Below are 18,230 nucleotides of genomic sequence, written 5' to 3' on the forward strand. Positions count from 1 at the left end.
CCACAAACGAAGGAGACACAGGACATGGGAGTTCTCGACGGCCGCGTCGTCATCGTCACCGGAGCGGGCGGCGGTCTCGGCCGGACCCACGCGCTCGCCGCCGCCGCCGAGGGCGCGCGGGTGGTGGTCAACGACATCGGCGTGGGCCTGGATGGTTCGCCCGCCGGCGGCGGCAGCGCGGCCCAGAGCGTGGTTGACGAGATCGTTGCGGCCGGCGGCGAAGCCGTCGCCAACGGGTCCAACGTCGCCGACTGGGAGCAGTCGCAGGCCATGATCCAGACGGCCGTCGACACCTTCGGCGGGCTCGATGTCCTGGTGAACAACGCCGGTATCGTGCGCGACCGGATGTTCGCCAACACCACCGAGGACGAGTTCGACGCGGTGGTCGCGGTGCACCTCAAGGGTCACTTCGCCGCGATGCGGCATGCCGCCGCGTACTGGCGGGCGAAATCCAAAGCCGGCGAAACCGTCGACGCGCGGATCATCAACACCAGCTCCGGAGCGGGGCTGCAGGGCAGCGTCGGTCAGGCCAATTACAGTGCCGCCAAGGCCGGAATCGCCGCTCTGACGTTGGTGGCCGCCGCCGAGATGGGTCGCTACGGCGTCACCGTCAACGCGATCGCACCGTCGGCGCGCACCCGGATGACCGAGACGGTGTTCGCCGAGATGATGGCGACCCAGGGCGACGAGTTCGACGCCATGGCGCCGGAAAACGTGTCCCCGCTGGTGGTGTGGCTGGGCAGCCCGCAATCCCGCGACGTCACCGGTCAGGTGTTCGAACTCGAAGGCGGCAAGATTCGGGTCGCCGAGGGCTGGGCGCACGGCCCGCAGGTGGACAAGGGTGCGCGGTGGGATCCGGCCGAGCTGGGACCGGTGGTCTCCGACCTACTGGCCAAGGCGCGTCCGGCGGTGCCCGTCTACGGGGCCTAATGGGAGGTCCGGAGACCGCGGAAAGGCAATCGGCCCCCTCGTGCTCGAGGGGGCCGACGCATCTCGTGCTGGCTTAGGGGTCAGGCTGGGCTGACGTGCAACAGCTCACACCCTGGTCGCTGTGTGAGCACCACCACACTAACAAACGCGCACGCCGTTGCGGACGGCACCCCGAGAAGTCCAGCGGAACCTGGGCGGGATGGGCTAGGGCCGCGGATCGCAGAGGACGATCGGGATCTCCCGATCGGTCCAGGACCGGTAGTTCGCGAAGTCCGGGTAGATCGCGTCGAGCTTGGGCCAGTATTCGGCCCGCTCGGCGGCGGTCGCGTCGCGCGCCGTGAGCTTCAGCTTTTCGCTCTTGATCTGGAACGTCACCGCCGGATTGGCGCGCAGATTCAGATACCACATCGGGTTGGTGGCGCGCCCGCCCTGCGAGGCGACCAGAACCACCCGGTCGCCCTCGCGCAGGAACAGCAGCGGGCTTTCCCTGGCCTCACCGGACTTGCGGCCGATCGTCGTCAGGATGCCCACCGGAGGCGGTGCGGAAAAACGATTGGAACCGCCGCGCCACTTGGCCCCCAGCCGCCCGCCGGTGGCGTGAAAGGCCCACGTGTTGAAGCGCGACATCCACTTGATGATGACGCCGGCTGATTTGGAGTTGAGCCCACTGGGCGGATTGGCCATGGCGGCACCCTATCGCGTGAGAAACGGCCGGATACTGGCCCGAATGTGGTGGATCTGCGCTCGTCCGGTCGGACTGTCGGCGGGAATGAGGAATGTCTCGTCGACGCGCGCGCCGATCTTGCGGCCGAACAACCGCGGTGTGGTCGACAGCTCGAATTGCGCCCGCACCGTGTCGCCGAGGACGGTGAACTCCGGGGTGCTGACCGACTGGATCACGCGGTACTGCAGACCGCCGTTGAGACTGCGCCGCAGGTGGTTTCCGGAGAACCCGGTCTTGATCCCCAACTCGGTGCGGGTGCAGTCCGGCGCGAAGGGCACCGCGTCGGCCTGGTGGCTGGCCAATGCCTCGATGTAGGCCCGGGCCGCGGCGATGCGGTCCGCTTCGGGAACCGGGGCCACTAGATCCGCTCGATGATGGTTCCGGTGGACAGCGCCCCGCCGGCGCACATGGTGATCAGTGCGGTGCTCTTGTCCGTGCGCTCGAGCTCGTGCAGGGCGGTGGTGATCAGCCGGGCGCCGGTGGAGCCGACGGGATGACCCAGCGCAATGGCGCCGCCGTTGACGTTGACCCGATCCATGTCGGGCTCGTGCACCCGCGCCCAGGACAGCACCACCGAGGCGAAGGCCTCGTTGATCTCGACGAGGTCGATGTCGCCGATCTTCATCCCGGCCTTCTCCAGCACCTTCGCGGTGGACTGCACCGGGCCGTCGAGGTGGTAGTAGGTCTCGGAGCCGACGTTGGCCTGGGCCACGATCCGGGCGCGCGGCTTGAGGCCCAGGGCCTTGGCCTTATCCTCGTCCATCCACAGCACCGCGGCCGCGCCGTCGGAGATCTGCGACGACGTGCCCGCGGTGTGCAACCCGCCCTCGGCCACCGGTTTCAGCGCGGCCAACCCTTCGGCGGTGGTATCGCGCAACCCCTGGTCGCGGCTGACCAGGCCGAGTTCGGCGGTCGGCCGCTTGTTCTCGTCGAGTACCGGTGCCTGAATCGGCGAGATCTCCCGGTCGAATCGGCCTTCGGCCCAGGCCGCCTTGGCCTTCTGCTGCGAGGCCAGGCCGAAGGCGTCGAGGTCGGCGCGGGTGATGCCGCGGCGCTTGGCGATCCGCTCGGCGGCCTCGAACTGGTTGGGCATGTCGATGTCCCAGGACGCGGCTCGGATGATGGAGCGGTCCGGTCCGGCGTTGGCGCCGAGTCCGACCCGGCTCATCGCCTCGATCCCGCACGCGATGCCGATGTCGATGGCACCGGTGGCGATCAATCCGGCGACCAAGTGATTGGCCTGCTGGGCGCTGCCGCACTGGCAGTCGATGGTGGTGGCGCCGACGTGCTCGGGCAGTCCGGCGGTCAGCCAGGCCACCCGGGAGATGTTGTTGGACTGCTCGCCGTACTGCGTGACGCAGCCGCCGATGACCTGCTCGACGTCGGCCGCGTCGATACCGGCCTTCTCGACGACAGCTTTTTGGATCGCGCCCAACAGTTCGGTGGCGTGTAGACCGGACAGCCAGCCATTGCGCTTGCCGATGGGGCTGCGGGTGGCTTCGACGATGACAGGATTACCCATACTCCTCAGGCTAGAACACGTTTCATTACTCTGACAAGCGATGATGCATGACCACCTTTGATCTGCGGTCAAGCCGTGTTTCAATGGGGACAATCGGAACTAGACCACGTTGTGTCAGGTTGCCTGCGCAGCCGCTGCTCACGGCGAAAACCTGCGACCAACACGAGGAGTAAGCACATGGCCGCCCCGAATATCCCCAGCGACTTCGACTTCCTTGACTCCGACGTCAACCTCGCCGGGGTGCCGGTCAAACAGCTCGCCGAACTGCGCAAGTCCGAGCCGGTGCACTGGGTGGACGTGCCCGGCGGAACGGGCGGATTCGGCGACAAGGGTTACTGGCTTGTCACCAAGCACGCCGACGTGCGCGAGGTGTCGCGGCGCAGCGATGTGTTCGCCAGCTCGATCGACGGCGCCATCCCGGTGTGGCCGAAGGACATGACCCGCGAGGCCATCGATCTGCAGCGCAACGTGTTGCTCAACATGGACGCACCGCACCACACGCGGCTGCGCCGGATCATCTCCCGCGGTTTCACCCCACGTGCGATCGGACGGCTCGAGGCCGAGCTCAACGAGCGGGCCCAGAACATCGCCAAGACCGCGGTCGCCGGCGGTATCGGCGACTTCGTCGAGCAGGTGTCCTGCGAACTGCCGCTGCAAGCCATCGCGGATCTGCTCGGGGTGCCCCAGGACGACCGCGACAAGCTGTTCCGGTGGTCCAACGAGATGACCTCCGGCGAGGATCCGGAGTATGCCGACGTCGATCCGGCGATGTCCTCGTTCGAGGTCATCACCTACGCGATGAAGATGGCCGAGGAGCGCACCAAGAACCCCGGTGACGACATCGTCACCCAGCTGATCCAGGCCGACATCGAGGGCGAGAAGCTCACCGACGACGAGTTCGCCTTCTTCGTGATCATGCTCGCGGTGGCCGGCAACGAGACCTCGCGCAACTCGATCACCCACGGCATGATCGCGTTCTCACAGCATCCCGACCAATGGGAGCTGTACAAGCGCGAGCGGCCGCAGACCGCGGTCGACGAGATCATCCGCTGGGCCACTCCGGTGTCGGCGTTCCAGCGCACCGCCGCCGAGGACACCGAACTCAGCGGGGTGCAGATCAAGAAGGGCGAGCGCGTGGTGATGTCCTACCGCTCGGCGAACTTCGACGAAGAGGTCTTCGAAAACCCGGAGACCTTCAACATCCTGCGCGACCCGAACCCGCACGTGGGTTTCGGGGGCACCGGGGCGCACTACTGCATCGGCGCCAACCTGGCCCGGATGACCGTCGGGCTGATCTTCAACGCGATCGCCGACCACATGCCGGATCTCACCCCGCTCAAGGAGCCGGAGCGCCTAAAGTCGGGGTGGCTCAACGGTGTCAAGCACTGGCAGGTGGACTTCACCGGTCAGGCCTCGGCCGGGAAGTGAGCTCGGGGCGGTTCGCCCGCACGCGAGTTTGAGTCGAATCAAGGAGGATTCGGGTGGATTTCAGTCCGGACCCGGCGCAGCAGGCTGTCGCCGACGTCGTCACCTCCGCCCTGGGGCGTGACAACAACTGGCAGGCGCTCGTGGACGGCGGTGTGACCGCGCTCGGCATCCCCGAGCGACTAGGCGGCGACGGCGTCGGTCTGGCGGAGATCGCGACCGCGCTCACCGAAATCGGTCGGCACGGCACCGTGAGCCCCGCGTTGGCGACGCTCGGCTGGGGCTTGTTGCCGCTGCTGGACCTGGCCTCCGACGAACAGCAGGACCGCTATCTGCCCGAGGTGGCCAAGGGCGGTGTGGTGACCGCGGCCCTCAACGAGCCCGGCGCTTCGTTGCCCGAACAGCCCGCCACCACCCTGCGCGATGGGCGACTCTCGGGCACGAAAGTCGGTGTGCCCTATGCCGAGCAGGCGCAGTGGATTCTGGTTACCACCGACACCGCGGTGGTGGTGGTCGCCGCCGACTCCGAGGGCATCACGGCCACCAAGACACCGACCTCGAACGGGTCCGACGAGTTCGTGCTGGCGTTCACCGATGTCGCGGTGGACGACACCGACGTGCTGGCCGGAGCGCAGCCCCGCCGGCTCAATGAGCTGGCGCTCGCCGCCACCGGAGCGTTCGCCGCGGGGCTGGTCGCCGGGGCGCTGCGGCTCACGGCCGATTACGTGGCCACCCGCGAACAGTTCGGCCGCCCGCTGTCGACGTTCCAGACCGTCGCAGCGCAACTGTCGGAGGTGTACATCGCCTCGCGCACAATCTCGTTGCTGTCGACCTCGGTGGTGTGGCGGCTCGCCGAAGGTCTCGAGGCCGATGACGATCTGGCCGTCCTCGGCTACTGGTTGACCTCGCAGGCGCCGCCGGCCATGCGGATCTGCCACCACCTGCACGGCGGCATGGGGATGGACATCACCTATCCGATGGACCGCTTCTACTCCTCGATCAAGGATCTGACCCGGCTGCTGGGCGGTCCAACGCATCGTCTCGACTTGGTGGGAGCGTAAATGTTCATCGACCTGACAGCCGAGCAACGCGCGCTGCAAGCCGAACTGCGCGAGTACTTCTCGACCCTCATCACCCCCGCTGAGGCCGCGGCCATGGCGTCCGACCGGCACAACGAGGCCTACCGCGCGGTGATCAAGCGGATGGGTTCGGACGGCAAGCTCGGGGTCGGCTGGCCCAAGGAGTACGGCGGTCTCGGATTCGGTCCCATCGAACAGCAGATCTTCGTCAACGAGGCGAACCGAGCGGATGTGCCGCTGCCGATGGTCACGCTGCAAACGGTGGGGCCCACCTTGCAGGTACACGGCACCGAGGCGCAGAAAAATAAGTTCCTGCCCGGAATCCTGTCCGGCGACGTGCATTTCGCGATTGGCTATTCGGAACCCGAGGCCGGCACCGACCTCGCCTCGCTGCGCACCACCGCGGTGCGCCATGGTGACGAATACATCGTGAACGGGCAGAAGATGTGGACCACCGGCGCCCACGACGCCGACTACATCTGGCTGGCGTGCCGCACTGATCCGAGCGCCGCCAAACACAAGGGGATCTCGATCCTCATTGTCGACACCAAGGATCCGGGCTATTCCTGGACGCCGATCATCCTCTCGGACGGCGCACACCACACCAATGCGTCTTATTACAACGACGTCCGGGTCCCCGCCGACATGCTCGTCGGTGAGGAGAACGGGGGTTGGAAGCTCATCACCACCCAGCTGAACCACGAACGGGTCGGGCTGGGTCCGGCCGGCCGCGTGGCCGGCATCTACGAACGGGTCCGGGCCTGGGCCGCCACGCCGGGAGGAGACGGTGCCGCGCCACTCGAGCAGGCCGGGGTGCAGCGACTACTGGCCCAGATCAAGGCGATCTGGCGGATCAACGAACTGCTCAACTGGCAGGTTGCGGCCGCCGGCGAGACGATCGCCGTCGCCGACGCGGCGGCGACCAAAGTCTTTTCCACCGAACGGATTCAGGACGTCGGTCGGCTGGCCGAAGAGGTGGTGGGCTGCTACGGCAATCCGGCCGATCCGCACACGGCCGAGTTGCTGGACTGGCTGGACAAGATGACCAAGCGCAACCTGGTGATCACCTTCGGTGGTGGTGTCAACGAGGTGATGCGCGAAATGATTGCGGCCGCCGGTTTGAAGGTGCCGAGGGTGCCGCGGTGATCAGGACTCGCGGGAAGAACGGACAACCATGACCGATCTGCAGGCCGGTATCGAACGGCTCACCTCGTTGGGTCGCAGCAAACCGCGGCTGGGGCGCGACCCGGTGAACCAGCCGATGATTCACCACTGGGTGGACGCCCTCGGCGACCGCAACCCGATCTACGTCGACGACGACGCGGCCAAGGCCGCGGGACATCCGGGCACGGTGGCACCGCCGGCGATGATCCAGGTGTGGACCATGTTGGGCCTCAGCGGAATCCGTCCCGACGATGACCCGCTCGGCGACATCATGGACCTGTTCGACGAGGCCGGCTACGTCGGTGTGGTCGCCACCAACTGTGAGCAGACCTACCACCGCTACCTCCGCCCGGGCGAAGAGGTGGCGATCGCCGCCGAGGTCACCGACATCGTCGGTCCCAAGCAGACCGCACTGGGCGAGGGTTACTTCGTCAACCAGCGGATCACCTGGACCGTCGGCGACGAAGAGGTCGCCGAAATGGACTGGCGAATAATGAAATTCAAGCCGACGGAGGGACCGGCGTCGGCGGTGCCGGCGGACCTCGACCCGGACAAGCTGATGCGACCGGCGTCGTCGAAGGACACCCAGTTCTTCTGGGATGGCGTCAAGGCCCATGAGCTGCGAATCCAGCGTCGTCCCGACGGCAGCCTGCAGCATCCGCCGGTTCCGGCGGTCTGGGCCGACAAAGCGGCCCCCGTCGACTACGTCGTCGCGGCCGGGAACGGCACCGTGTTCAGCTACGTCGTGCACCATGCGCCGAAAGTGCCGGGTCGCAGCCTGCCGTTCGTGATCGCCCTCGTCGAACTCGACGAGGGGGTACGAATGCTCGGCGAACTGCGCAATGTGGACATCGACAAGGTGTCGATCGGAATGCCGGTGCGGGCCACCTTCATCGACTTCCCGGACAGTGACGTCAGTCCGGCATGGACGCTGTACGCATGGGAGCCCAGGGCATGACCGCAGTCGAAGTGGGCACCAAGCTGCCCGAGCTCGCCATCTACGGTGACCCGACCTTCATCGTTTCCACCGCGATCGCGACCCGTGACTATCAGGACGTGCATCACGACCGGGACAAGGCGCAGGCCAAGGGGTCCAAGGACATCTTCGTCAACATCCTCACCGACACCGGGTTGGTGCAGCGGTACCTGACGGACTGGGCGGGGCCGTCGGCGCGGATCAAGTCGATCCGGTTGCGCCTCGGGGTGCCGTGGTACGCCTACGACACCGTCACGTTCGCCGGTGCGGTCACCGAGGTCGACGGCGCGCTGGTGACCGTCAAGCTGACCGGGGCCAACAGCCTGGGTGATCACGTGATCGCCACCGCCACACTCACTTTGGGGGACCACTGATGCTCTCCGGCAAGGCGGCCATCGCCGGTATCGGCGCCACCGACTTCTCCAAGAACTCCGGTCGCAGTGAGTTGCGGCTGGCGGCCGAGTGCGTGCTGGACGCGCTCGACGACGCCGGGTTGGCGCCGTCGGACGTCGACGGTCTGGTGACGTTCACCATGGACTCGAACCTGGAGACGGCCGTGGCCCGCTCCACCGGCATCGGAGATCTGCGGTTCTTCAGCCAGATCGGTTACGGCGGCGGCGCGGCCGCCGCGACGGTGCAGCAGGCCGCTCTCGCGGTCGCAACCGGTGTCGCGGAATGTGTGGTGGCCTACCGCGCCTTCAATGAGCGGTCGGAGTTCCGCTTCGGGCAGGTGTCGACCGGGCTGACGGCTAATGCGGACTCACGCGGCGTGGAGTACAGCTGGTCCTACCCGCACGGGCTGAGCACGCCCGCGGCGTCGGTGGCGATGATCGCCCAGCGGTACATGCACGAATACGGCGCGACGAGTGCGGATTTCGGTGTGGTGTCGGTGGCCGATCGCAAGCATGCGGCGACCAACCCGAACGCGCATTTCTACGGTAAGCCCATCACCCTCGAGGACCATCAGAACTCGCGCTGGATTGCCGAGCCGCTGCGGCTGCTCGACTGCTGCCAGGAGACCGATGGCGGCGTGGCCATCGTTGTCACCACGCCGGAGCGGGCCAAGGACCTCAAGCACCGGCCGGCGATCATCGAGGGGGCCGCCCAGGGCGCCGGCGCCGACCAATTCACCATGTACTCGTACTACCGAGACGAACTCGGACTGCCCGAGATGGGGCTGGTGGGTCGCCAGCTCTGGGAGCAGAGCGGGTTGTCGCCGGCGGACATCCAGACGGCGATCCTCTACGACCACTTCACCCCGTACACCCTCATCCAGCTAGAGGAGCTCGGCTTCTGCGGCAAGGGCGAGGCCAAGGACTTCATCGCCGACGGCGCCATCGAGATCGGCGGCCGACTGCCGATCAACACCCACGGCGGCCAGCTCGGTGAGGCCTACATCCACGGGATGAACGGGATCGCCGAGGGGGTGCGGCAGCTGCGCGGAACCTCGGTGAATCAGGTCGACGATGTCGAGCACGTGCTCGTGACCGCCGGCACGGGTGTGCCGACGTCGGGGTTGATTCTCGGTTGAGGGTTCTAGCGGGGTACGACGGCAACCCGACCGCGTCCACGCCGGGGAGTTTTCCCGCCGAACGTGAAGAAATTTCGGCGCTCGGCGTCGGAGGCCAAGAAACATTCACACTCGCGGGTGGACATGCGGGCCTGTTGATCGTTGTCCGCGGCCGGGGACGCTGGGCGGCAGACTGCCGACATGGCTCAACCATTCATCGGTAGTGAAGCCGTCGCCAATCGCCGCTTGACCACCTACGCGCTGGCCCGCCGATATGACCGACTGTTCCGCGATGTCTACTGTCCACGTGACAGCGCTACGGCGCTGGTGCGCGCCAAAGCTGCGTGGTTGTGGTCCAAGCGCCGGGGAGTTGTGGCGGGTTTTTCTGCTTCGGCGCTGCACGGCAGCAAGTGGATCGACGCCTCCCAAGCGGCGGAACTCATCTATTCGAACCGTCACCCCCAGCCCGGGCTCCTCGTCCACGGCGACCGGCTGGCTGAGGATGAAGTCCTGGTCATCGACGGTATGAAGGTCACGACACCGGAGCGGACGGCGTTGGACCTGGCCTGTTGGCATTCGTTGTCGCAGGCAGTGCCGACGATAGACGCACTGATGCGGGCCACCGGCATCAGGGCCGCGGATCTGGAGTTCCCGGTCGCTCGCTACCCTGGGCGACGCGGCATCGTTTCCGCGCGTGCAGCGATAGGACTCGTCGACGCCGGTGCCCAATCACCCAAGGAGACCTGGCTGCGTCTATTGCTCGTCGACGCGGGATTGCCGCGACCGCATACTCAGATCCCAGTAGCCAATGAGTTCGGTGAACCGATCGCGTATCTCGACATGGGTTGGCCGGAGCTGAAATTGGCGGTCGAGTACGACGGGGATCACCATCGGACTTCACGCTCTCAGTACAGTTACGACCGTCGACGACTGGAGATGCTGCGCCGCAAAGGCTGGCTCGTGGTCGTGGTTACCGCTGACGATCGTCCCGCCGATGTCTTGCGGCGCGTGCGCGAGGCGCGGTCAGCGCGAAGCTAGCTTCACGCTCGGCCTCGAATGTCCAGGTGGGTTCCCGCTCCGACTGGGCCCACTGGGGACGCCCAGCCCAGCGAACTATCGGGGGGTGAACTCCACACCAGCGAGCACAACTTCGTCCCCACGCTCCGGTGCGGTGACGACGCCGAGGTAGCCGCCGTCGTTCTTCCACGCGCTGACCCGGAGCGTCTCGCCCGGGAAGACCACCCCGGCCATGCGTGCGCTATAGGAACCGACCGCGGCCACGTCGGCGTCCAGAACGCGGTCGACCAGTGCCTTGCAGGTCATGCCGTAGGTGCACAGGCCGTGCAGGATCGGCTTCGGAAAGCCTGCGGCCGCGGCGAACTCGGGATCGGAGTGCAGCGGGTTGCGGTCGCCGCACAGCCGGTACAGCAGCGCCTGCTGCGGCAGGGTCGCGACGTCGAGTTCTAGATCTGGTGCGCGGTCGGGCGGCGTGTTCGACGTGGACGGGCCGCGGTCGCCGCCGAAGCCGCCCTCGCCGCGGGCGAAGATGGACCGCTTCTGGGTCCACAACAGTGTCCCGTCGGGCGCGGTGGCGGTGGTCTCGGACCAGATGACGGCGGCCTTGCCCTTGTCCCAGATCTCGGTGAAGCGGGTGACCGCGGTCGCGGTGCCCGCCGGCGGGATGGGGCCGGGCACCGAGATGCCCTCGCTGGCGTGCAGCACCTTGCTCAGTTCGATGTCGATCCCCGGGAACTGGACCGTGGGCGGTTCGGTCAGGTGGAAGCTCTGCGCGACGTTGCCGAACGTCGGCAACACCTGCGGGGTGTTGTCGGTCAGGTAGCGCAACTCGCGCGGATCCAGCGGCGCGGCGCCGGCTCCCAGGCCCAGGTGGTAGAGCTGGATATCGCTACTGGTCCAAGAGAATTCGACGGGGTCGAGTTCGGCGCCGAGGGCCTCGTCGAGGTTGATGGGCATGTCAAGCCTTTCCGGAGTCCGATGCCGCCGGTCGCGCGGCGCCCGCGAGGTGGAGCGCCGCGAGATAACCGAACGTCATCGCGGGACCGATGGTGCCACCCGGTCCGGGGTAGGTGTGCCCCATGACCGGCGAACTGACGTTACCGGCTGCGTAGAGTCCCGCGATCACCGAGTCGTCGTCACGCAGCGCCCGGCCGTCGTTGTCGGTGCGGATACCGCCCTTGGTGCCGAGGTCGCCCGGCACCATCTTCGCGGCATAGAACGGCCCCTGGCTGATCTCGCCCAGGTTGGGGTTGGGCTTGTTGGTCGGGTCGCCGTAATAACGGTCGTAGGCGCTCTCCCCGCGGTGGAAATCCTCGTCCACGCCCGTGCGCGCGAACCCGTTGAACCGCTCCACGCTGGCCTTGAACTCGTCCGTGGGCACCCCGGCCTTGACGGCCAGTTCGTCCAGGGTCGGCGCGGAGATGATCACGCCGGATTCCAGCCACTTCTTCGGAATCCGCTGGCCCGGCTGGAGGCCGGCAAAAATGTAGCGGTCGCGGTACCGCTGGTCGAAAATCAGCCAGGCCGGGATGTTCTCGCCCGGACCCGATCCCTGTCCGTACTGGCCGCCGTACATGTGGTGGCAGGCCTCGACGTAGGGCATCGATTCGTTCATGAACCGCTTGCCGGACATGTTGACGATGATGGAGCCCGGTGAGTTGCGTTCGGACAGTGCGAACCACGGCGCGTCGATCAGCGGCACGGTCGGGCCCCACCAGGAGTCCTCCATGATCTCCAAAGCCGCCCCGAGCTTCTCGGCGGCCAGGATGCCGTCACCGGTGTTGGCCTTGGCGCCGACAGTCCACTCCGTGGAAATGGGCGCACGCTGGTACTTCACCCGCATCTGCTCGTTGTGTTCGAAGCCGCCACTGCACAGAATCACCCCTCGCCGAGCCCGAATCAGCTGGGGCTCTTCAGATTCTGATGCCTGCGTGTTCCGAACGTAGATGCCCCGGACCACACCGTCCTCGAGGTAGAGGTCGGTCAGTGCGGTGTTGAGCTGCACCGGGACGCCGGCGTCGCGCAACGCGAGGCGTAACGGAGCAATCAGCGCGCGCCCCATCCCCACCAGGTTCTTGCCGGTGGCCTGCGCCCACATGGTGCGCGCACCCACCTTCAGGCTGCGCAGCACGCCGCGCGGATGCCGCTTGAGCTGGTTGAGCCGCACATAGTCCTGCTGCATGACGACGACGTTCAGCGGCACCTTGCCGTACGGCGGCTCCAGGCCGGGCAGGTCCGGGCCGAGCTTCTTGGCGTCGAACGGCTTGGGCTCCACCGATCGCCCGCCGGCGCGCCCGCCCGGGGTCTCCGGGTAGTAGTCGGAGTAGTTGGGCACCCAGCACAGCTTCAGCGGCGAGTGCTCGAGGACGAAGTCGAGCATTTCTGGACCGCGGTCCAGGTACGTGTCGATCTTGTCGGCCGGCACCACGTCGCCGATGATCGCGTGCAGGTAGGTGCGGGCGGCTTCGCGGGTGTCGTTGACGCCGTCGCGCTTGAGGACCCGGTTGTTCGGAATCCAAACCCCACCACCTGACCGCGCAGTGGAACCCCCATAGTGCGGGGCCTTCTCAACGACTACCGTTGAGAGGCCCTGATGGGCAGCGGTGAGGGCAGCAACCATGCCGGCCCCGCCGCTTCCTACCACGACTACGTCAAACACGCCGTACTCCTGACCAGTCATGTAGAACACGTTATAGAATTGCCGGGTCAATGGACAACTGCCCCGGTCACAGAAGCGAGGGGACTTCACAAATGCTCGATGCTGACACCCGTGCCCGGCTGGCCGCAGATCTGGCCGAGGCAGAGCGCAGCAGGACCGCGCTGGACCCGCTGACCGCGGCCCAGCCGGGTATCGACGTCGTCGACGCCTACGAGATCCAGCTGATCAACATCCGGCAGCGGGTCGCCGAGGGCGCCAGGGTCATCGGCCACAAAGTGGGGCTTTCCAGCGAAGCCATGCAGAAGATGATGAACGTCGACGAGCCGGACTACGGGCACCTGCTCGACGAGATGGAGGTCTTCGAGGACACCCCGATCAAGACCTCGGCGTATCTGTATCCGCGGGTTGAGGTCGAGGTGGGGTTCATCCTGGCCAGCGATCTGCCCGGCGCCGGTTGCACCGAGGACGACGTCTTGGCGGCCACGGCGGCGTTCGTTCCGTCCATCGAGTTGATCGACACCCGGATCAAGAACTGGCAGATCAAACTGTGCGACACCATTGCCGACAACGCGTCCTCGGCGGGTTGGGTGTTGGGCAAGGAACGGGTGTCCCCCAAGGACATCGACATCACCGCCATCGATGCCGTGCTCACCTGCAACGGCGAGGTGGTCGCCGAGGGGCGCAGCGATGCCGTGTTGGGAAATCCGGTCACCGCCGTGGCGTGGCTGGCCCGCAAGGTCGACAGTTTCGGTGTGCGGTTGAAGGCCGGCGACGTGGTGCTGCCCGGCTCGTGCACCCGTGCGATAGATGCACGTCCGGGCGACAATTTCGTCGCGGACTTCGCTGGGTTAGGTTCAGTACGACTGACTTTCGAATGAGCTGTGTTTTTCCGAGATTGAGCTTGGGTTTTTCCAGATGAGCAGGAGTCCACACATGAAAGCCTCCGTTGCGATTGTCGGGTCGGGCAATATCAGCACCGACCTGCTGTACAAGCTGCTGCGCTCGGATTGGCTCGAGCCACGCTGGATGGTGGGCATCGACCCGGAAAGCGAGGGCCTGGCCCGCGCCCGCAAGCTCGGCCTGGAAACCAGCCACGAGGGTGTCGACTGGCTGCTGGGACTCGACGAGAAACCGGACCTGGTGTTCGAGGCCACCAGCGCCTACGTCCACCGCGAAGCCGCACCGCGCTACGCCGAGGCCGGTATCCGGGCGATCGATCTGACCCCGGCCGCGGTCGGGCCGGCCGTGATCCCGCCGGCCAACCTGCACGAACACGTCAACGCGCCGAACGTCAACATGATCACCTGCGGTGGCCAGGCCACCATCCCGATCGTGTACGCGGTAAGTCGCGTGGTGGACGTGCCGTATGCCGAGATCGTCGCGTCGGTGGCCTCGGCCTCCGCCGGCCCCGGCACCCGGGCCAACATCGACGAGTTCACCAAGACCACCAGCAAGGGTGTGGAGACCATCGGCGGCGCCAAGCGGGGCAAGGCCATCATCATCCTCAACCCCGCCGACCCGCCAATGATCATGCGCGACACCATCTTCTGCGCCATCCCCGAGGACGCCGATCAGGCCGCGATCACGAAGTCCATCAAGGAGGTGGTCGCCGACGTGCAAACCTACGTGCCGGGCTACCGCCTGCTCAACGAACCGCAGTTCGACCCGCCCTCGATGACCTCCGGCGGGTACGCCACCGTCACCACGTTCATCGAGGTGGAGGGCGCCGGCGATTACCTGCCGCCCTACGCGGGAAATCTGGACATCATGACCGCCGCGGCGACCAAGGTCGGCGAGGAGATCGCCCGCGAGTTGGTCTCGGCCGAGAAGGAAGCAGCACGATGAGTACTTCAGAGATCTTCTTCAACCCCGTCTGGGATGTCCGGATGACCGACACCTCGCTGCGGGACGGATCGCACCACAAGCGGCACCAGTTCACCAAGGACGAGGTGCACAGCATCGTCGCGGCGCTGGACACCGCGGGTGTGCCGGTCATCGAGGTCACCCACGGTGACGGGCTCGGTGGATCGAGCTTCAACTACGGGTTCTCCAAGACCCCCGAGCAGGAACTGATCAAGTTGGCGGCCGAGACCGCCAAGGAGGCCAAGATCGCCTTCCTGATGCTGCCCGGGGTGGGCACCAAGGAAGACATCAAGGAGGCGCAGGCCAACGGCGGGTCCATTTGCCGGATCGCCACGCACTGCACCGAGGCCGACGTCTCCATCCAGCACTTCGGGCTGGCCCGCGAACTCGGACTGGAAACCGTCGGGTTCCTGATGATGAGCCACACGATTTCGCCCGAAAAGCTCGCCAAGCAGGCCCGCATCATGGCCGATGCAGGCTGCCAGTGCGTATATGTCGTCGATTCGGCCGGCGCGTTGGTGCTCGAAGGGGTCGCCGACCGCGTGGCCGCCCTGGTGGCCGAACTCGGCGACGACGCCCAGGTCGGTTTTCATGGCCATGAGAACCTCGGTCTCGGGGTGGCGAACTCGGTGGAGGCCGTGCGTGCCGGCGCCAAGCAGATCGACGGCAGTTGCCGGCGGTTTGGTGCGGGCGCTGGAAACGCCCCGGTGGAGGCGCTGATCGGTGTCTTCGACAAGATCGGCGTCAAGACCGGGATCGACTTCTTCGACATTGCCGACGCCGCCGAGGAGGTGGTGGCCCCGGCCATGCCCGCCGAATGTCTGCTCGACCGCAACGCCCTGATCATGGGGTATGCCGGGGTGTATTCGAGTTTCCTCAAGCACGCCATCCGGCAGTCGGAGCGCTACGGCGTCCCCGCCCACGTGCTGTTGCACCGAGCGGGGCAGCGCAAGCTGATCGGCGGCCAGGAGGACCAGCTCATCGACATCGCGCTGGAGATCAAGCGGGAACAGGAAGCCGCGCCGGCCGGCTGAACAGTCCTCGGCGCTTCAGGCGTTCGCCTTGATCCAGTCCGCGGTGAACTGCTGGAGAACGGAGATGTTCTGCACCAGCGATCGGCCCATGACGTTTTCGATCTGACCGCCGATCAGCGGCACTTTGAACTCCACGGTCGCGTTGCATTTCAGGCGGGAACCGCCCCGAGTCGGAACCAGCAGGGCCGAGCCGGACCCGGAGCCCGGCGCTCCGTGGGACATCAGGCGAACCTCACCCCGCACGCGGCCGTCGCCGATGGGACTCCAGGTCTCGCTTTGCACGACTCGCCACTCGCGGGGGAAGAACTTGGCCGCGGGCCCGGGTAACCCGTCGGGCCTGAGGTCCTTGACGCACACCGCGGTGACCGCGCCATCGTCGTCGACAGTTAACGAATCCAAGTCGCCGAGCCCGCCAAAAGAGGACAGCCGCGCACGCCAGTAGTCCCTGCTGGCAAACGCAGAATGGATTTGCTCGACACTGGCTGGCGAGTCGACCGTGAAGTCGTATGACCGCGGCACAGCAACAGGCTATGCCGGATCGCGGATTTTTACACCTCTCTTCAAGAGAAGTCGCTATGCTGACTGCCAGCAACAAGTAAGTAGCTGGAGCTGGCCACCGAGGCAGACAACACGGAAGCAAGGCGTGGGGGCGCATTTGCACCGGACCGTCGAACGATCTCACCGGCCGGCTCGAGGCTCTAGGGTGGGGAGGCCCGAGTGAGCGTCAATCCGTTTGACGACGACAATGGCAATTTTGTCGTATTGATCAATGACGAAGAACAACACAGCCTTTGGCCAACCTTTGCCGACGTTCCGGCGGGTTGGAAGGTTGTCTACGGCGAGGCCGGCCGGACTGAGTGTCTGGAATACATGGAGCAGAACTGGCCCGACATAAGGCCCAGGAGTCTGCGCGAGAGGCTGGAGAGCCACTTCTCCGACCGATAGGCAGCTCAACAATTTAAGTGCCCGGGGGGGGGCATGGGGTAGTAAATCCTGCGGTGGGGGAACCAATGCAGCATGATGACCGGACGCTGCCCGTAACACGCGCACAGCTCGATATATGGCTGGCGGGGACTACGGCTTACAGCAGCACAGAATGGCAACTCGGCCTCTTCGTGAGGATCGAGGGCACGCTAGACCGTGATGCCCTGGAGTGGGCGGTCCGTCGGGCGGTGCGCGAAGCCGAACCGGTTAGGGCCACCTTCTTCGAGAAGGACGGCCAGATCTTCCAAACGGCGCGCGACTATCCGAATGTCGAACTGGTCTGTCACGACCTGACCGGCTCTTCGGATCCCGTTGCGGACGCGCGCGAGATGGCAGCGTCGATGCAACGCACGCCGATGCCCTTCACTGGGCCGCTGTTCAAATTTGCGTTGTTTCAGACACAAGCCAATGAATCGTACTTCTTCGGTTGTTGTCACCACATTGTCCTCGACGGAACCGGTATTGCCCTGGTAGGCCACCGGATTTCGGCGCTCTACTCTGCGGTCGTTTCCGGGGCGCCCATCCCAACTGCCCTGTTCGGCTCATTGTCTGATCTGGTTGACTGTGAGTCCCGGTACGAAGCGTCCGACGAGTACGTCGACGATGCCAACTATTGGAAGAACAACCTTCCCCCCGACGCCGAATCGCCTCATCGGTTGCCCGACAAAGACAGCGCGGACGACCGACATTGGCCTTCTGCGCCAGCGCCATTGGACCCCGCGGTACTTCGCCGAGTCGAGGATCTATCCCGCGGTTGGAACGTTCCTCGTTCCTCGATCATCACCGCTGCCTGTGCACTGTTGGTTCGTGGTTGGCACGCCGAGGGTGCGGATGTAGTGCTCGATTTCCCAGTCAGCCGGCGTGTCAGTCCGGAGTCGAAGACACTTCCCGGGATGGTCGCGGGCGTGGTGCCGCTGGTTCTGAAGGCACGACCGGATGATTCGGTGGCCAATTTCTGTGCACACGTCGATCTGCGTATCCGGGAAGCCCTGCGACATCAACGATTCCCGGTCTATTCCCTTGAACGCAAGATCAACTCTCGTGCGCCTGGTCGGCTGGCGAGCCGGGTGAGCGTCAATTTCCTTCCATCTACCTTCACCCTGGACTTCGGGGGTCTGGCGGCGACGGCATCGCTGACGAATGCCGGGATCGTGGGTGGTTTCGGGCTGGTCTTCTCAGGCATCGGCGACCAGCTTTCGCTCAGCACCATGGGTGCCGGACAACCGTTTTCGAATATCGAGGCTCCTGAGCTGGCCCGCCATCTGGAGCGGGTGTTGGTGGCGATGACGGGTGATCCGGGGCGGCGGTTGTCGTCGGTGGATGTGCTCGATGGCGCCGAGCGG

18 protein-coding genes and 1 pseudogene are annotated in these 18,230 nt (G+C 65.9%); 13 read left to right on the forward strand and 6 right to left on the reverse strand.

What is annotated here, in order from left to right:
• Positions 1 to 24: 24 nt before the first annotated feature.
• On the forward strand, positions 25 to 930 hold the full coding sequence (locus RCP80_RS02100) for an SDR family oxidoreductase (RefSeq protein WP_308480769.1): 906 nt from the start codon (positions 25 to 27) through the stop codon (positions 928 to 930).
• 204 nt (positions 931 to 1,134) lie between these two features.
• Here RCP80_RS02100 and RCP80_RS02105 read toward each other — a convergent pair whose 3' ends face one another.
• From RCP80_RS02105 to RCP80_RS02115, 3 genes are read right to left on the reverse strand one after another with little or no spacing between them, the layout of a single operon-like run.
• Entirely contained in the window at positions 1,135 to 1,614 is a 480-nt protein-coding gene (locus RCP80_RS02105) for a nitroreductase family deazaflavin-dependent oxidoreductase (RefSeq protein ID WP_308480770.1), read from the reverse strand.
• Positions 1,615 to 1,623: 9 nt separating this feature from the next.
• Complete coding sequence (locus RCP80_RS02110; RefSeq protein ID WP_308480771.1) at positions 1,624 to 2,013, reverse strand: DUF8021 domain-containing protein; 390 nt, start codon at positions 2,011 to 2,013, stop codon at positions 1,624 to 1,626.
• Positions 2,013 to 3,176, reverse strand: coding sequence for a steroid 3-ketoacyl-CoA thiolase (locus RCP80_RS02115; RefSeq protein ID WP_308480772.1), 1,164 nt, complete (start codon positions 3,174 to 3,176; stop codon positions 2,013 to 2,015). The genes RCP80_RS02110 and RCP80_RS02115 overlap by 1 nt, the downstream gene beginning before the upstream one ends.
• Before the next feature lie 177 nt (positions 3,177 to 3,353).
• Between RCP80_RS02115 and RCP80_RS02120 the strand changes: the two genes are divergently transcribed.
• The 7 genes from RCP80_RS02120 (at position 3,354) to RCP80_RS02150 (ending at position 10,368) form a co-directional block, all read left to right on the forward strand.
• Positions 3,354 to 4,604, forward strand: coding sequence for a cytochrome P450 (locus RCP80_RS02120; protein ID WP_308480773.1), 1,251 nt, complete (start codon positions 3,354 to 3,356; stop codon positions 4,602 to 4,604).
• A 53-nt stretch (positions 4,605 to 4,657) separates the two neighbouring features.
• Positions 4,658 to 5,662: an acyl-CoA dehydrogenase family protein gene (locus tag RCP80_RS02125; protein ID WP_308480774.1), complete on the forward strand. Its 1,005-nt coding sequence runs from the start codon at positions 4,658 to 4,660 to the stop codon at positions 5,660 to 5,662.
• The gene (gene fadE29 / locus RCP80_RS02130) at positions 5,663 to 6,826 is read left to right on the forward strand and encodes an acyl-CoA dehydrogenase FadE29 (RefSeq protein WP_308480775.1); all 1,164 of its coding nucleotides are present in this window, start codon (positions 5,663 to 5,665) and stop codon (positions 6,824 to 6,826) included.
• Positions 6,827 to 6,854: 28 nt separating this feature from the next.
• On the forward strand, positions 6,855 to 7,802 hold the full coding sequence (locus RCP80_RS02135; RefSeq protein WP_308480776.1) for a bifunctional MaoC family dehydratase N-terminal/OB-fold nucleic acid binding domain-containing protein: 948 nt from the start codon (positions 6,855 to 6,857) through the stop codon (positions 7,800 to 7,802).
• Positions 7,784 to 8,194, forward strand: a complete 411-nt coding sequence (locus tag RCP80_RS02140; RefSeq protein WP_308480777.1) for a MaoC family dehydratase — start codon at positions 7,784 to 7,786, stop codon at positions 8,192 to 8,194. The genes RCP80_RS02135 and RCP80_RS02140 overlap by 19 nt, the downstream gene beginning before the upstream one ends.
• The gene (locus tag RCP80_RS02145; protein ID WP_308480778.1) at positions 8,194 to 9,351 is read left to right on the forward strand and encodes a 17-hydroxy-3-oxo-4-pregnene-20-carboxyl-CoA lyase; all 1,158 of its coding nucleotides are present in this window, start codon (positions 8,194 to 8,196) and stop codon (positions 9,349 to 9,351) included. The genes RCP80_RS02140 and RCP80_RS02145 overlap by 1 nt, the downstream gene beginning before the upstream one ends.
• A gap of 180 nt (positions 9,352 to 9,531) precedes the next feature.
• Entirely contained in the window at positions 9,532 to 10,368 is an 837-nt protein-coding gene (locus RCP80_RS02150) for an endonuclease domain-containing protein (RefSeq protein ID WP_308480779.1), read from the forward strand.
• Positions 10,369 to 10,443: 75 nt separating this feature from the next.
• Here the strand turns inward: RCP80_RS02150 and RCP80_RS02155 are convergent, their stop codons facing one another.
• Positions 10,444 to 11,304 (reverse strand): enoyl-CoA hydratase ChsH3, encoded by an 861-nt coding sequence (locus tag RCP80_RS02155; protein ID WP_308480780.1) that lies wholly within the window; start codon positions 11,302 to 11,304, stop codon positions 10,444 to 10,446.
• Between the two features lies 1 nt (position 11,305).
• Positions 11,306 to 13,027: a 3-oxosteroid 1-dehydrogenase gene (gene kstD / locus RCP80_RS02160; RefSeq protein ID WP_308480781.1), complete on the reverse strand. Its 1,722-nt coding sequence runs from the start codon at positions 13,025 to 13,027 to the stop codon at positions 11,306 to 11,308.
• A 71-nt stretch (positions 13,028 to 13,098) separates the two neighbouring features.
• Here kstD and RCP80_RS02165 point away from each other — a divergent pair, with 71 nt between their 5' ends.
• The 3 genes from RCP80_RS02165 to dmpG are packed head-to-tail and all read left to right on the forward strand — an operon-like array spanning position 13,099 to position 15,903.
• Positions 13,099 to 13,884 (forward strand): 2-keto-4-pentenoate hydratase, encoded by a 786-nt coding sequence (locus tag RCP80_RS02165; protein WP_308480782.1) that lies wholly within the window; start codon positions 13,099 to 13,101, stop codon positions 13,882 to 13,884.
• A gap of 55 nt (positions 13,885 to 13,939) precedes the next feature.
• Positions 13,940 to 14,851 carry an acetaldehyde dehydrogenase (acetylating) gene (locus tag RCP80_RS02170; protein WP_308480783.1) on the forward strand — a complete coding sequence of 304 codons (912 nt, stop codon included), beginning with the start codon at positions 13,940 to 13,942 and terminating at the stop codon, positions 14,849 to 14,851.
• Positions 14,848 to 15,903 carry a 4-hydroxy-2-oxovalerate aldolase gene (gene dmpG / locus RCP80_RS02175; protein ID WP_308480784.1) on the forward strand — a complete coding sequence of 352 codons (1,056 nt, stop codon included), beginning with the start codon at positions 14,848 to 14,850 and terminating at the stop codon, positions 15,901 to 15,903. The genes RCP80_RS02170 and dmpG overlap by 4 nt, the downstream gene beginning before the upstream one ends.
• Positions 15,904 to 15,918: 15 nt before the next feature.
• Here the strand turns inward: dmpG and RCP80_RS02180 are convergent, their stop codons facing one another.
• Positions 15,919 to 16,422, reverse strand: coding sequence for a DUF2505 domain-containing protein (locus tag RCP80_RS02180; RefSeq protein WP_308480785.1), 504 nt, complete (start codon positions 16,420 to 16,422; stop codon positions 15,919 to 15,921).
• Between the two features lie 198 nt (positions 16,423 to 16,620).
• Here RCP80_RS02180 and RCP80_RS02185 point away from each other — a divergent pair, with 198 nt between their 5' ends.
• A complete protein-coding gene (locus tag RCP80_RS02185) occupies positions 16,621 to 16,848 on the forward strand; it encodes an MbtH family protein (protein ID WP_308480786.1) in 228 nt (75 codons plus the stop codon).
• Between the two features lie 65 nt (positions 16,849 to 16,913).
• Positions 16,914 to 18,218, forward strand: a pseudogene (locus tag RCP80_RS26045) (condensation domain-containing protein); the annotation flags it as partial.
• Positions 18,219 to 18,230 lie beyond the last annotated feature (12 nt).

Source organism: Mycolicibacterium sp. MU0053, from assembly GCF_963378095.1.
Lineage (GTDB): Bacteria > Actinomycetota > Actinomycetes > Mycobacteriales > Mycobacteriaceae > Mycobacterium > Mycobacterium burgundiense.

Bases quoted from the DNA above. Each gene is read 5' to 3' on its own strand.
- RCP80_RS02100 (WP_308480769.1), top strand. From the start codon at position 25: ATGGGAGTTCTCGACGGCCGCGTCGTCATCGTCACCGGAGCGGGCGGC.
- RCP80_RS02105 (WP_308480770.1), bottom strand. From the start codon at position 1,614: ATGGCCAATCCGCCCAGTGGGCTCAACTCCAAATCAGCCGGCGTCATC.
- RCP80_RS02115 (WP_308480772.1), bottom strand. From the start codon at position 3,176: ATGGGTAATCCTGTCATCGTCGAAGCCACCCGCAGCCCCATCGGCAAG.
- RCP80_RS02120 (WP_308480773.1), top strand. From the start codon at position 3,354: ATGGCCGCCCCGAATATCCCCAGCGACTTCGACTTCCTTGACTCCGAC.
- fadE29 (WP_308480775.1), top strand. From the start codon at position 5,663: ATGTTCATCGACCTGACAGCCGAGCAACGCGCGCTGCAAGCCGAACTG.
- RCP80_RS02135 (WP_308480776.1), top strand. From the start codon at position 6,855: ATGACCGATCTGCAGGCCGGTATCGAACGGCTCACCTCGTTGGGTCGC.
- RCP80_RS02140 (WP_308480777.1), top strand. From the start codon at position 7,784: ATGGGAGCCCAGGGCATGACCGCAGTCGAAGTGGGCACCAAGCTGCCC.
- RCP80_RS02145 (WP_308480778.1), top strand. From the start codon at position 8,194: ATGCTCTCCGGCAAGGCGGCCATCGCCGGTATCGGCGCCACCGACTTC.
- RCP80_RS02150 (WP_308480779.1), top strand. From the start codon at position 9,532: ATGGCTCAACCATTCATCGGTAGTGAAGCCGTCGCCAATCGCCGCTTG.
- RCP80_RS02155 (WP_308480780.1), bottom strand. From the start codon at position 11,304: ATGCCCATCAACCTCGACGAGGCCCTCGGCGCCGAACTCGACCCCGTC.
- kstD (WP_308480781.1), bottom strand. From the start codon at position 13,027: ATGACTGGTCAGGAGTACGGCGTGTTTGACGTAGTCGTGGTAGGAAGC.
- RCP80_RS02165 (WP_308480782.1), top strand. From the start codon at position 13,099: ATGCTCGATGCTGACACCCGTGCCCGGCTGGCCGCAGATCTGGCCGAG.
- RCP80_RS02170 (WP_308480783.1), top strand. From the start codon at position 13,940: ATGAAAGCCTCCGTTGCGATTGTCGGGTCGGGCAATATCAGCACCGAC.
- dmpG (WP_308480784.1), top strand. From the start codon at position 14,848: ATGAGTACTTCAGAGATCTTCTTCAACCCCGTCTGGGATGTCCGGATG.